A 12845-nucleotide genomic window follows, 5' to 3' on the forward strand; every position below is an offset into this window, starting at 1 on the left:
AAAGCCGATAGAAGCGATATCTATGAACGCGTACCGTGATGGATGTGCTGGATCCTGAACTGCTGCGGACCTTCCTGACCGTCGAAAGAGCCGGGGGATTCACCGCTGCCGGACGTATTCTCGGGCTGCGCCAGTCGACCGTGAGCGGACATATCGCGCGGCTGGAGCAGTCCGTCGGCCGGGAGCTGTTTCGCCGCGATACCCGCAATCTGTCGTTGACCGCCGACGGTGCGGCGATGGTCGGCTTCGCCCGATCCATCCTGGACGCCCAGAGCCAGGCCGATCGCTACTTCGCGAGTTCGGAGCTGACCGGACTCATCCGGCTCGGCGCCTCCGATGACCTAGTGGCCCGTGAGCTGCCCGATGTCCTCGTCGAGTTTCAGGACTCCCACCCCGGTGTGGATCTGGAGCTGGTCGTGGGGCTCAGCGAGTACCTCAAGACACGCATGACCGCGGGCGAGCTGGATCTGATGGTGGCCAAGCGCCTGCCGGGTGAAAAGCATGGCGAATTGCTCTGGCGCGACAGGCTGGTGTGGGCTGGCCGGCCCAATACGCATGACGTCCGCGACCCGGTGCCCATCGTCACCTATCCCCCGCCGAGCCTGACGCGGCATGCGGCACTGCGCGCACTCGAGCGGGAAGGCCGCACCTGGCGCATCACCTGTGTGAGCGACAGTCAGCTGGGGCTACGGGCAGCGGCCTTGGCAGGTATGGGTGTCATCTCACACGCCGAATCCCTTCTGCCCGAAGGCCTTGTCACGGTTCGCGATGACAGCCTGCCCGACCTTGGCGAGCTGGAGTTCGTGCTGGTGCGTCGACGCAGCGTGCTGTCCGAACCCGAACAGGCGTTGTGTGACGCGATCATCGCCAGCACGCACCGGCTACATCGGTGACCCCGCCCTCGGGCCCTAGACCGGTAGCGTGAAGTAGGCCAGCGACCCCACCGCAAGTGCCAGGAACGCACCGGGGAAGGCGATATTGTGCAACACATTGCTGCGGATGTGTGCACCCACAGCGCCAATGAAGAACGCCACCAACCCGATTGCCGCGGCAAGGCCAATCGGGCGCACTCCGGCCAGCCCGATGATCAGGCCGGCCACCCCGGCTCCTTCGATCACCGCGAGATAGGGAATCCAGCGCGGGGCCAATCCCACTTCACCGGAGTTCTGCATCACGAACTGTGCCTTGGCGGCCTTGGCCACCACCTCGAATCCATTGGCGATAACGCAGAGGACCGTAGTCACCCACAGCCCAGTACCGAGAACCGACATCAGCCCTCATACCTTCCCAGCACGGTGAAATGCTGGGGTGCAACAGGTTCAACCGCCCATCCGGCGACCCTGCTGCGGAAGTCGAGCGCATCCGGGATGCCCAGGAGTGGATTGTCGACCCCCTCGGCGAGCTGCAGCAGGAATACGAAGTCGGGGCCATCTCCGACCCTGCCTGCCGTGTAGGTCATGCCCGTGGGGGCCGCCGCGCTCACCGCCGTGAACAACGCCGCGATCGCATCCTCAACCTCGTGCACCCGTTCGGCATCTGTGCTGAAGCGGACCATCTGTACGCTCATCTGTGCCTCCTCTCTAGTCGGTTTCGTTGACCTCACCCCTCTTGACGACCGGCATGACGGAAAGGTGACCTCTCGTGGATCTCACGGAAAGATTCCAGGCCGCACGGCCACGGCTGCTGTCCGTGGCGCACCGGATCCTGGGTTCACACCACGATGCCGAGGACGCCGTACAGGCTGCGTGGATCCGGGCACAATCGGCCGACCTCAACGCGGTGGACAGTCTCGACGCGTGGCTCACCACGGTCACGGGCCGGCTCTGCCTCGATCAGCTACGGGTGCGCGAGCGGCATGGGGAGATTCCCCTGACTGCCGAACACCTCCCGGGCACGCAGCTCGGCGCGGACGAGGACTTCCTGAAGCGCGAGCAGGTTTCGCGTGCACTACTCGTGGTGCTCGGCGAATTGTCCCCCAAACAGCGCGTGGCCTACGTCTTACACGATCTGTTTTCCGTACCGTTCGAGGACATCGCCGCAGCGCTTGATACCACTGCCGCCTCTGCTAAGAAGCTCGCCAGCCGGGCGCGACTGCGCCTCGATAACGCGAACCCGGTGCAGACCCGCGACGTTCCAAACCAATCGGCGATCGTCGACGCCTTCCTGTCGGCCGCCCGCGGCGGCAACATCGAGCGCCTGATCACGCTGATGGCACCCGATGTGGTCCGCACGGTCGACCGCTCACTCATCCCCAGCGACGCAGCGACACTCGTGCAGGGCGCCCGAGCCGTCGCCGAGGAAACGCGCACCTTCGTCGACCGCATCGCCGTGGCGACAACGCTTTTCGTCGACGGCAGGCCGGGTGCCGTCATCGCGCCGGGCGGCCACCCCTTCGCCATCATCCGAATGGACATCCGCGACGGACTGATCACCCATATCGACATCGCGCCCTATGCGCGCAACAGCGTTGAACTATCGATCTAATCTGGAATAGATCCAAATTAGACCAGGTTGCACCTGACATGCCGAACACAACCCGTACCCCCGAATCCGACGTCACCAACTTTCAGGCCTCCGCCACACTGAGCGCGAGTCTGCAACAGGTCCTGGTCGACCTGATCGAACTGCATCTGCAGGGTAAGCAGGCGCACTGGAATGTCGTGGGCAGCAATTTTCGCGATCTGCACCTGCAGCTCGACGAATTGGTCGACTTCGCCCGCGAATCGAGCGACACCGTCGCCGAGCGCATGCGCGCGCTCGATGCGCTGCCCGACGGCCGATCCGACACCGTCGCGGCGAGCACGACACTGCCGGAGTTTCCGCCCTATGAACGCAGCACCGGTGATGTCGTCGACCTGATCACCACCCGCATCTATGCCACGGTGAAGACGCTGCGCGCAGTACACGACGCGGTGGATGACGAGGACCCCACCACCGCCGACATCCTGCACCAGCTCATCGACGGCTTGGAGAAGCTGGCCTGGCTGATCAAGTCCGAGAACCGGAAGGTGTAGCCGGCTGAGCGATGATGGACCGATGCATGCAGTGAAGCGCTTCGCAACGATCATCGGTCTATTGACCGCGGTACTGGTCCTTGGCCCCAACGCCGGACTGGCACACGCGGCCGAGGCGTCGCCCGCCGGGGATGTGTTGTCCCTCGGCGACCCGGCTGCCCCGGGCCAGATCGATCTCTACCTGGACCCGTTGTGCCCGTACAGCGGGAAGATGGTTCAGAGTCAGGGCGAGGAGATCGGGCGGCGCATCGAGTCCGGCAAGCTGCACGTCAACCTCAGGTTCGTGGACTTCCTCGATAAGTACTCTGCCAGCGGCACATACGACAGCCGTGCGATCTATGCCAGCTTCGTGGTCGCCGATCAGTCCCGGTCAAGCGATATCACCTGGCGCTTCATCCGAGAGTTCTACGCCGAGGACCAGCAGCCCGAGGAGGAAGGTGACACGGACCTGAGCAACGACCAGCTGGCCGGGCTGGCCGCCCGGGTCGATGCGCCCCAGAGCGCACAGGATCTGATCAGGGTCGGGCTGCCAGTGCCCTTTGATGCCCGTGCCATCGCGTCGAACAATCTGCCGCTGCTGCGCGCCTTTCCCAAATCCGGTGTGCCCATGGTTGTCATCGACAATCAACCCATTGATGGAGAATCGGCTTGGCTAGATCGCATCCCGCGGTAACGGCGTCGCTCTGCGAAATACTGGTGAGGTGGCAGTGAACTCGAAGGTCTCGCGCTCATGGCTTCTGGTCAATCCTTCCCGGGAGCCCGACCTCGGTGCCGCGGTCGCATCCACACATGCCGACGAGGTGATCTTGGACCTGGAGGACGCCGTCGCACCGAATGAGAAAGAGTCGGCACGCGCACGCGTGCTGGCGTATCTCAACTCAGGCGGGCGCGCCTGGGTGCGCGTGAACGATGCTTCCAGTGATTTCTGGTCGGCCGACTGTCGAACGCTCGCGGAGGCCCAGGGCCTCAAGGGTGTGGTGCTGGCCAAGACCGAGGGCGGAAATCATATGTGGGACACCGCCAACCGCCTCGGTGGCGAAACTCCCGTGATCGCGCTGATCGAGACCGCGCGAGGCCTGTCCCGCGTACACGACATCGCGGCGGCTCGTCCCTGCTTTCGTATTGCCTTCGGTGTCAATGACTACACACTCGATATCGGTGTCGATCCAGACCCATTGGCCCTGGCCTACAGCAGATCCCAGCTTGTGGTGGCCTCGCGCGCTGCACACCTCCCGGGTCCGATCGACGGACCAACGCGCGAACCGGCCGAGCTGGCCGAGGGAGTAGCGCTGACTCGCCGCATGGGTATGACGGGAAAGCTGGCACTGCACTCATCCGATGCCGACACCATCAACAAGGGTTTGAGCCCGTCCGATGACGACGTTGCGTGGGCTCAGAACTTCGTAGAGCAGTTCAACAGCCACGGGGGAAAGCCGCAGGACGGTAGCGACCTACCCCGGCTCAATCGCGCCCGGATCATTCTGGAGCGCGCGCAGATGCTGGGCTTGATCACGCCGTAGCGGTCAACCGCGACAACGCCGCCACGGTGAGCGCCTCAACCCCGGTGCTGAGCGTCGGCTCCAGCACCGGCGCGAACTCCGGAGAATGGTTGGACGGCACCGGCTTTCCGGCCGCCGCGGCATCCTCGAAACGCTGTTGCTCGTACCCACCCCAGAACCAGAACGCGGTGGGGACACCGGCCTCGGTGCCGAAGAATCCCACATCCTCACTGCCTGCCAGCGGATTCGGAGACTCGATCACCCGCGCGGCACCGAAATGCTCACGGAACACCGCGGCAATCGCCTGCATCGCCGCGTTGTCGACGACGGTGATCGGGAAGGTGTGCAGCGGCGTCACCGCCGGTTCCTTGTCAGCACCTGAAGCCGTCGACTCGGCCTGAGCGATCCGCGTGATCGACGCCAGCGTCTTGCGCCGCACCTCCTCGTTGAAGGTACGGACATTGATGCCGAGTTCGGCGTCGTCGGGGATGATGTTGTCCTTTGCCCCCGCATGCAGGTAACCGACGGTCACCACGGCGGGTTCGAACGGGGACAGCTCGCGCGACACGATGGTCTGGAGACGCTGCACCACATTCGAGGCCATCACCACCGGATCGACGGTCGATTCCGGTTGCGAGCCATGGCCACCCCGCCCGAACAGTTGCATCTTGAGCGAGTCCGAGGCGGCCAGTGCCGTGCCCGTCTTGTACGCGATCATCCCGGCCGGCAACGGGCCGACGTGTTGACCGAGAACGACCTCGGGCTTGGGGAACCGATCCAGGATGCCGTCGGCGATCATCGCCTTTGCACCCCCGCCCACCTCCTCGGCGGGTTGAAAGACCGCGACCACCGTTCCCGACCACGCGGTCTTGAGTTCATTCAGTAGCCGAAGGGCTCCCACCAGTGCGGTGACGTGCATATCGTGCCCGCACGCGTGCATGACGGGAACATCCTTGCCGTCCGGGTTGGTGGCGCGGACGGTGCTCGCGTAGGGAAGGCCGGTCTGCTCCTGCACCGGGAGTGCGTCGAAGTCGGCTCTCAGCCACACCACCGGACCGGATCCGTTGCGCAGCACGGCCACAACTCCAGTGCCGCCGACGCCCGATGTCACCTCCAGCCCGAGCGGCGCAAGCGCCTCCTGGATCTTCGCCGCGGTCCGCTGTTCCTGAAAAGAGAGTTCCGGGTGCTGATGCAGGTCGCGGTAGAAGTCGGCCAAATCCCCCAAAGCGTCCGCCCAGTTGTCGGGCAGCGTGATCGTCATCCGGCCTCTCCACTCTGTGTGTTGCTGCGTCTTAGACCGACCATACGGCGGTCGTGAGGACCTACCCTCGGACATGTGAGCCAGTCCACCGTTACCGAACTGTCCGTCGACACCGTTGTCGTCGGAGGCGGGATGTCGGGCGCGTCGATTGCCTACGAGTTGGCCGAAGATCACACCGTCGCACTGCTGGAACGCGAATCGACGCTGGCGTTTCACACCACCGGAAGATCTGCGGCCACCTTCATCGAGAACTACGGAAATCCCGTCATCCGGATGTTGACGGCGGCAAGCCGCGACTTCTTCACCGACCCCCGCGAGGGCTTCGATGCCCCGCTCGCCACATCGTTGCCGCTGCTGATCATCGCCGATGACGCGCATGCGGAGACGCTGCGCGAACTACATGGCCTGGCCCTGCTCCAGGGCTGTCATACGGAGCTGGTCGACGGCGCGGCGGCCGAGGAGATTAACCCGTACCTGCGCCCCGGACACACGCGACTAGCGACGATCGATCCGACTCCCATGGAGCTGGACGTCCACGGGCTGCACCAGGGCTATGTGCGCGGGCTGCGCCGCCGCGGCGGAAGCATCGTCAAGGCGGCGCCCATCGTGAGCAGCACCCGCCATCGGGGCAGGTGGGTTCTGAGGGACTCATCCGGACGGCAATTTGAAGCGGAAACCGTCGTGAACGCCGCTGGCGCCTGGTGCGATGAACTCGCGCAGGCCATGGGCGCGCGGCCGGTGGGGATCATGCCGCTTCGGCGTACCGCATTCATGGTGTCCGCGCCGCAGGAGAGGTCTGCCGGCTCGATTCCTATGACACTGGACACGTCAGACACCTTCTATTTCAAACCCGACGGCGCCCAGTTCCTGTGCTCGCCCGCCGACGAGACGCTCCAGGCGCCCGGCGACCCCCGACCGGACGAGCTGGAGATGGCGCGGGCGATCGGGATGATCAACGAGGCCACCACCCTCGGTATCCGGACCGTGAATTCCGCATGGGCGGGGTTGCGGTCCTTCACCCCCGATCGCACGCCGGTTGTCGGAGAAGACCCGGATATCGAGGGCTTTTTCTGGTACGCGGCTCAAGGTGGCTATGGCATCCAGATGGCCCCGGCGCTCGCGCGGGTTGGGGCCGCGCTGGCCGCACAGTGCCCGGTTCCACAAGATCTGGCCAGTCGCGGAGTGGACGCGGCCATGCTGTCGCCCGGTCGCGAGTCGCTGCGCGCCAGCCGCTAGCAGCCGTCCCGCAGACCCGGACCGCGCCGAGCGAATCCTGTTATCGTCGGCGTCGATGGTGAATATGGATCGGCGCCGGATGATGGCGTTCTCAGGGCTTGGCATGTTGGCAGCAGCGGCTACTATGCCGCAGGCGTGGGCGCAACCCGCACCACAGAACCCGCCTAACCGGCCGCCAGCGGCACCCCCCACCGGCAAGTACGTCTTCGTCGACGAGTTCGACGGCCCGGCCGGGTCGGCGCCCGACGGGTCCAAATGGGCTGTTTCGAAAGCTCGCGAGTCCATGAAGGACCCGACGTTTTGGGAGCTCCCCGAGAACGTCGGCCAGTACCGCGACGATCGCAAGAATGTCTACATCGACGGCAACTCGAATCTGGTCATCAAGGCCGCCAAGGAAGGCAACACCTACTACGGCGGCAAGATCTACAGCACCACCGAACTTGGTATCGGCTACACCTGGGAAGCGCGTATCAAGTTCAACTGCCTGACTCCGGGCGCGTGGCCCGCGTTCTGGCTCGGCAGCGACCAGGACGGTGAAATCGACATCGTCGAGTGGTACGGCAACGGCAGCTGGCCGGCCGCAACTACGGTGCACGCCAAGGCAAACGGCTCGGAATGGAAGACCCACAATCTGACCCTGGACAGCGGCTGGCACACCTGGCGCACCCAGTGGGACGACAAGGGGATTCGCTTCTGGCGGGACTACACCGACGGGGCGGCGCCGTACTTCGATGTCCCGGCCAACTCCCTGGCGGACTGGCCGTTCAACAATCCCGGGCACAAGGCCTTCGCGGTGCTGAACCTGGCCGTGGCCGGATCCGGCGGTGGTGATCCGCGCGGCGGCACCTACCCCGCGGAGATGCTCGTCGACTGGATCAGGGTCTGGTAGCTCAGCTGCCGATCTCGTCTCATCATCGGCGCTCATCGTGCGAGCGGCGGCGTTGCCACGGATACTCGATCCATGGCTGAGGTTACGGATCTTGCACCGATAGGCGCCGTCACCCGGACACAGGTGGGTCGCGAGGCCACCGAGCCGATGCGTGAAGACATCCGGCTGCTGGGCACCATCTTGGGTCTTACGGTGCGTGAGCAGTGCGGCGACGAAGTCTTCGAGCTCGTGGAGCGGGCGCGAGTGGAGTCGTTCAGGGTGCGCCGATCAGAGATCGATCGCGCCGAACTGGCGCAGCTGTTCGACGGCGTCGACATCCACCGAGCCATCCCCGTCATTCGGGCTTTCACCCATTTCGCGCTGCTGGCCAATGTGGCCGAGGATATCCATCGAGAGCGCCGGCGGGCCGTGCACGTCGCCGCGGGCGCGCCGCCACAGGACAGTAGCCTCGCCGCGACGTACCTCAAACTCGATGCCGCACAACTTACTTCGGATCGCGTAGCACACGCTCTCACCGGCGCGCTGGTGTCGCCGGTTATTACCGCTCACCCGACGGAGACCCGCCGACGTACCGTGTTCGACACCCAGCATCGCATCACCGAGCTCATGCGGCTGCGCATGCAGGGACTGTCGCAGACCGAAACCGGCCGGGATATCGAGCACGAACTTCAGCGGCACATTCTCACACTGTGGCAGACGGCATTGATCCGGTTGTCCCGGTTGAAGATTCAAGACGAAATCGCCGTGGGGCTGCGCTACTACCAGGCCTCGTTCTTCGAGGTGATACCTGAGATCAACGCCGAGATCCGCACGGCGCTACGCCGCCGGTGGCCGGATGCCGAGTTGCTCAGCGAGCCGATTCTGCGGCCCGGATCGTGGATCGGTGGTGACCGGGACGGAAATCCGAACGTCACCGCCGAGGTAGTGCATCTTGCGACAAGTAGTGCCGCACAGACGGCCATCGCCTACTACTTCGAACAATTGGTGGCACTGGAGCAGGAGTTATCCCTATCCGTCCGCCTGGTCACAGTCTCCGCCGATCTGATCGCATTGGCCGAGCAGGGCGGCGAAACCGACCGGGCAGACGAGCCTTACCGTCGCGCACTACGCGTCATCCACGCGCGCCTCACCGCGACGGCCGCGAACATCCTTGACCAGCTGCCCGAGCACGGTCTGGATCTCGACCTGATTCCGTACCGCACGCCGGACGAACTACTGCGAGACCTCGACATCGTGGACGCTTCGTTGCGCGCGCACGGCAGCGTGGTGCTGGCGGACGATCGACTGCGTACGCTGCGAGAGTCCGTTCATGTCTTCGGTTTTCATCTCAGTGGGCTGGACATGCGGCAGAATTCGGATGTCCACGAAGAGGTGGTTTCCGAGTTGCTTGCCTGGGCCGGTGTGCATTCCGACTACCGATCGCTCTCGGAGCCACAGCGCATCGAGGTACTTGTCACCGAGCTACGTACCCGCCGCCCCTTGATCGGCGAGGGCGCCGAGCTCTCCGAACTTGCCCGCAAGGAACTCGACATCGTCGCAGCCGCCGCGCGAGCGGTTCAGACCTATGGCCCCAGGGCGGTGCCCAACTACATCATCTCGATGTGCCAGTCGGTTTCGGACATGCTGGAAGCGGCAATCCTCCTGAAGGAAGCAGGATTGCTGGACGCGTCACGGCCACGACCGTTCTGTCCGGTGGGCATTGTGCCGCTGTTCGAGACGATTGACGACCTACAGCGTGGATCCGCCATTCTCGAAGCAGCCCTGGAGCTTCCGCTTTACCGGGCACTGGTGGCAGCTCGAGGCGAAAGCCAAGAGGTCATGCTCGGGTACTCGGACTCCAATAAGGACGGCGGCTACTTGGCTGCCAACTGGGCCCTGTATCGCGCCGAACTGGACCTGGTGGAATCTGCCCGCAGGAACGGAATCCGATTGCGGCTCTTCCACGGCCGCGGCGGCACCGTAGGCCGCGGTGGCGGTCCGAGTTACGACGCCATTCTGGCCCAACCGCCCGGGGCGGTATCCGGATCACTTCGTATCACCGAGCAGGGGGAGGTGATCGCCGCCAAGTACGCCGAACCACGCGCGGCCCATCGCAACCTCGAGACGCTGTTGGCCGCAACCTTGGAGTCGACGCTGCTCGATGTCGAAGGATTGGGAGAGGCGGCGGGCGCGGCATACGAAATACTCGATGACCTTGCCGCGCGCGCCCAAAGCACCTACCGCGAGCTGGTGCACGAAACACCCGGCTTCGTCGAATATTTCAAGGCATCGACGCCGGTCAACGAAATCGGCGCGCTGAACATCGGCAGTCGCCCAACCTCCCGGAAGCCCACCACATCGATCGCCGACCTACGCGCCATCCCCTGGGTTTTGGCCTGGAGCCAGTCGCGGGTGATGCTGCCCGGCTGGTACGGCACGGGCGCGGCGATCGAACAGTGGATCGCCGAAGGCGACGGACGACTCGAGGTGCTGCAACAGCTCTACCGTCGGTGGCCGTTCTTTCAGACGGTCCTGTCCAACATGGCCCAGGTGCTGGCCAAGTCAGACATGGGATTAGCGGCCCGCTATGCCGAACTCGTTGACGATGAAGCACTGCGGCACCGGGTGTTCGACAAGATCGTGGCCGAGCACGACAGAACCATTGCCATGCATCAATTGATCACCGGGCATGAGGATCTGCTTGCCGACAACCCGGCGCTGGCACGTTCGGTGTTCAACCGCTTTCCCTACCTGGAGCCGCTCAACCACCTACAGGTGGAACTGCTGCGCCGGTACCGATCCGGCGATCAGGACGAGCTGGTGCAGCGCGGCATACTGCTCACGATGAGCGGTCTGGCCACCGCACTGCGCAACAGCGGCTGAGATATCAAGCGCCGGAACGTGACTCCCACATGTTGCGCCATTGCGTTTCCTCTTCTTGTTTGTCACGATGCTGACCGGCGGAAGGCTCGGTGAGGGTGATCTCCGGATGCGGCAGTGTGAAGAAGTCGCCTTTGCCTTGTGCCGCACGATGTTGCCCGGTATCGAGGTAGCAGTACCCCAGTCCCGAAAGTGCTGCGGTCCGGTCGGACCTCTCGAGATAGTGCAGCACATTTTGGGCAGCCGCTTTTGCACCGTTCTTGGCAAAGATGGCCGCCTTCGGCAGTGGCCTGCCGGAGGGGGATGTCACCGATACGGTGTCACCGATAGCCCAAATGCCCGCATAGGGCGTTTGCATGGTCTGCGCATCGACGCCGATCCATTCCGGCCCGTCGATGGTCACGGACGGCTCGTGAGGCGGGACGAACACCAACAGGTCGAAGCTCACTGTGGTGCCGTCGGCGAACACGACAACCTTTCCGTCCGGGTCAACGCGTTCTGTGGTGTGTTCACCGTGGAAGGTGATGCCGTTGTCCTTGAGTAACTGCACCAGCTGAGGTCCCGCGTAAGGGCCGGCCGAGGGCATCGGGTGCTTCTCCGGGGTGTACACGCTGATGTCGACATCCGATCGCATGTTCTTGTCGTTCAAGAAGTCCGAGGCCAGTAGGGCGCCCTCATACGGAGCCACCGGACAACGGTAAGGCTGTGAAGTCACCAGGAAGACGATCTTGCTCCCCGAGAAGCCTTCCATCGCGCGCCGGGCATCACCGGCCGCGTCGACGCCGTAGTAGTGCACCGCCTCACCTCGTGCTGCTGCTTCACTCAAGCCCGGAATCTTGTCGAGGGCGTTGCGCGCACCGGTGGCGATGATGAGCGCGTCAAAGTCCAGAGCCGATGCGTCGGAAAGGGTGACGGTGCGGGCAATGGGATCGATGCCGATGACGGAACCGGTGACCGTGGTTATCCCCGACAGCGCCTCGGAGCTGGGCCGTATCGGCACACTTGCCGCGTCGCGCCAGCCCCTCATGACCCACGGCAAGGTAAATCCCAGAAAGTGCGCGAAGTCCTCGTCCACGATGGTGATGTCGAGGTCGCCCAGTGGCACCTGCGACTGACGGAATTCGTTGACCACGCTCAGACCGCCGATTCCCGCACCCAGGATGACAACCTTCTTCTTCATGTTCTGCGATCCCTCTTCCTGAACAGGCCCCTAAGCGGGCGCTTTGTTTTCACGGACGTAAGACGTGGCGACCACGCCTGGGCTTAATGCGCCGGGCGCGGGCGCTGCAACTGGGTGAACTCCGGCACACCCGCCAGCACGGTGACCGCGTCAAAAAGCGCACGCGCGTTGCCGTGCTCCGGCAATGCCGTCAACACAGGGCCGAAGAACGTGCGGCCGTTGATCTGCAACAGCGGGCTGCCGCCGACGTCTCCCAACGCCTGCTGCCCGGACTCATGCGAGGAACGGACCAGTGCCTCGAGGGAACTGTCCGATAGCGATTCACGTGACACCCCGTGGGGTGCGACCGCCGCCAGTACCCGGTCCACCAGATATGCGTCGACGGGCATCGACTCATCGAAATACAGTTCACCGAAGCTGAAGTACGCGGTGTGCAGGCCCTGCTGACCCAACTCGCGATGGACGCCGGCCATCAGCCGACCCACCTGTCGCGAGTCCTCCATACGTGCTTGTTGTGCGGGCGGGAGCTCCCTGCCCTCATTCAAGACCGCGAGGTTCATCAGCTGCCAATCGATCGACAGGCCCGACTGGTCCGCGAGTGTGTTCAGCCATCGCGCGGTATTCCAGGAGAACGGGCACACCGGGTCGAGCCACACCCTCACGTCGAACGTGTCGGCTTGCGCAGAACCACTGCCTGTGGACATTCGGCGTCTCCCATCACGGCTCACAAACTCGTTCTCATTCCGTTTATACCATACCCCCTACGGTATATAAGCCAGTATGAGATTCCGGGGCTATATACCGTAGGGGGTATGGTATTTGTAGAGTCGACGCGAGCGAAGAGGGCACACGTTGGCGCCGAAAGCACTTGATCTACAACAGAAAGGTGGCCAGAAGGTGCGCACAG

13 protein-coding genes are annotated in these 12845 nt (G+C 64.0%); 8 read left to right on the top strand and 5 right to left on the bottom strand.

The features are described from left to right. The first annotated feature begins 38 nt into the window (after window positions 1–38). On the top strand, window positions 39–893 hold the full coding sequence (locus AOT87_RS26260; RefSeq protein ID WP_057964622.1) for a LysR substrate-binding domain-containing protein: 855 nt from the start codon (window positions 39–41) through the stop codon (window positions 891–893). Window positions 894–908: 15 nt separating this feature from the next. Here the strand turns inward: AOT87_RS26260 and AOT87_RS26265 are convergent, their stop codons facing one another. After that, on the bottom strand, window positions 909–1271 hold the full coding sequence (locus AOT87_RS26265; RefSeq protein WP_057967596.1) for a DoxX family protein: 363 nt from the start codon (window positions 1269–1271) through the stop codon (window positions 909–911). After that, the gene (locus AOT87_RS26270) at window positions 1271–1567 is read right to left on the bottom strand and encodes a hypothetical protein (RefSeq protein ID WP_057967597.1); all 297 of its coding nucleotides are present in this window, start codon (window positions 1565–1567) and stop codon (window positions 1271–1273) included. Before AOT87_RS26270 ends, AOT87_RS26265 begins: the two co-directional genes overlap by 1 nt. 74 nt (window positions 1568–1641) lie before the next feature. On the opposite strand from AOT87_RS26270, the gene AOT87_RS26275 reads away from it, so the two are divergent. The 4 genes from AOT87_RS26275 to AOT87_RS26290 are packed head-to-tail and all read left to right on the top strand — an operon-like array spanning window position 1642 to window position 4534. Continuing rightward, window positions 1642–2484 carry a sigma-70 family RNA polymerase sigma factor gene (locus AOT87_RS26275; RefSeq protein ID WP_057967598.1) on the top strand — a complete coding sequence of 281 codons (843 nt, stop codon included), beginning with the start codon at window positions 1642–1644 and terminating at the stop codon, window positions 2482–2484. Between the two features lie 38 nt (window positions 2485–2522). Continuing rightward, window positions 2523–3014 carry a DNA starvation/stationary phase protection protein gene (locus AOT87_RS26280; RefSeq protein WP_030097566.1) on the top strand — a complete coding sequence of 164 codons (492 nt, stop codon included), beginning with the start codon at window positions 2523–2525 and terminating at the stop codon, window positions 3012–3014. Window positions 3015–3036: 22 nt separating this feature from the next. Next, window positions 3037–3687 carry a thioredoxin domain-containing protein gene (locus AOT87_RS26285; RefSeq protein WP_057967599.1) on the top strand — a complete coding sequence of 217 codons (651 nt, stop codon included), beginning with the start codon at window positions 3037–3039 and terminating at the stop codon, window positions 3685–3687. A 34-nt stretch (window positions 3688–3721) separates the two neighbouring features. Beyond that, the gene (locus AOT87_RS26290; RefSeq protein WP_057967600.1) at window positions 3722–4534 is read left to right on the top strand and encodes a CoA ester lyase; all 813 of its coding nucleotides are present in this window, start codon (window positions 3722–3724) and stop codon (window positions 4532–4534) included. Here AOT87_RS26290 and AOT87_RS26295 read toward each other — a convergent pair. Continuing rightward, window positions 4524–5774 (bottom strand): M20 family metallopeptidase, encoded by a 1251-nt coding sequence (locus AOT87_RS26295; RefSeq protein WP_057967601.1) that lies wholly within the window; start codon window positions 5772–5774, stop codon window positions 4524–4526. The genes AOT87_RS26290 and AOT87_RS26295 overlap by 11 nt on opposite strands. A gap of 75 nt (window positions 5775–5849) precedes the next feature. Here AOT87_RS26295 and AOT87_RS26300 point away from each other — a divergent pair, with 75 nt between their 5' ends. The 3 genes from AOT87_RS26300 (at window position 5850) to ppc (ending at window position 10761) form a co-directional block, all read left to right on the top strand. Further along, window positions 5850–7010 carry an FAD-dependent oxidoreductase gene (locus AOT87_RS26300; protein ID WP_057967602.1) on the top strand — a complete coding sequence of 387 codons (1161 nt, stop codon included), beginning with the start codon at window positions 5850–5852 and terminating at the stop codon, window positions 7008–7010. A gap of 55 nt (window positions 7011–7065) precedes the next feature. Continuing rightward, complete coding sequence (locus AOT87_RS26305) at window positions 7066–7899, top strand: glycoside hydrolase family 16 protein (protein WP_057967603.1); 834 nt, start codon at window positions 7066–7068, stop codon at window positions 7897–7899. A 72-nt stretch (window positions 7900–7971) separates the two neighbouring features. After that, complete coding sequence (gene ppc / locus AOT87_RS26310; protein WP_030097572.1) at window positions 7972–10761, top strand: phosphoenolpyruvate carboxylase; 2790 nt, start codon at window positions 7972–7974, stop codon at window positions 10759–10761. A gap of 4 nt (window positions 10762–10765) precedes the next feature. Here ppc and AOT87_RS26315 read toward each other — a convergent pair whose 3' ends face one another. Further along, window positions 10766–11938: an FAD-dependent oxidoreductase gene (locus AOT87_RS26315; protein WP_057967604.1), complete on the bottom strand. Its 1173-nt coding sequence runs from the start codon at window positions 11936–11938 to the stop codon at window positions 10766–10768. Between the two features lie 83 nt (window positions 11939–12021). Further along, the gene (locus tag AOT87_RS26320; protein WP_057967605.1) at window positions 12022–12642 is read right to left on the bottom strand and encodes a hypothetical protein; all 621 of its coding nucleotides are present in this window, start codon (window positions 12640–12642) and stop codon (window positions 12022–12024) included. Window positions 12643–12845 lie beyond the last annotated feature (203 nt).

This window comes from Mycobacteroides sp. H003 (assembly GCF_001440135.1).
Taxonomy (GTDB): domain Bacteria; phylum Actinomycetota; class Actinomycetes; order Mycobacteriales; family Mycobacteriaceae; genus Mycobacterium; species Mycobacterium gwanakae.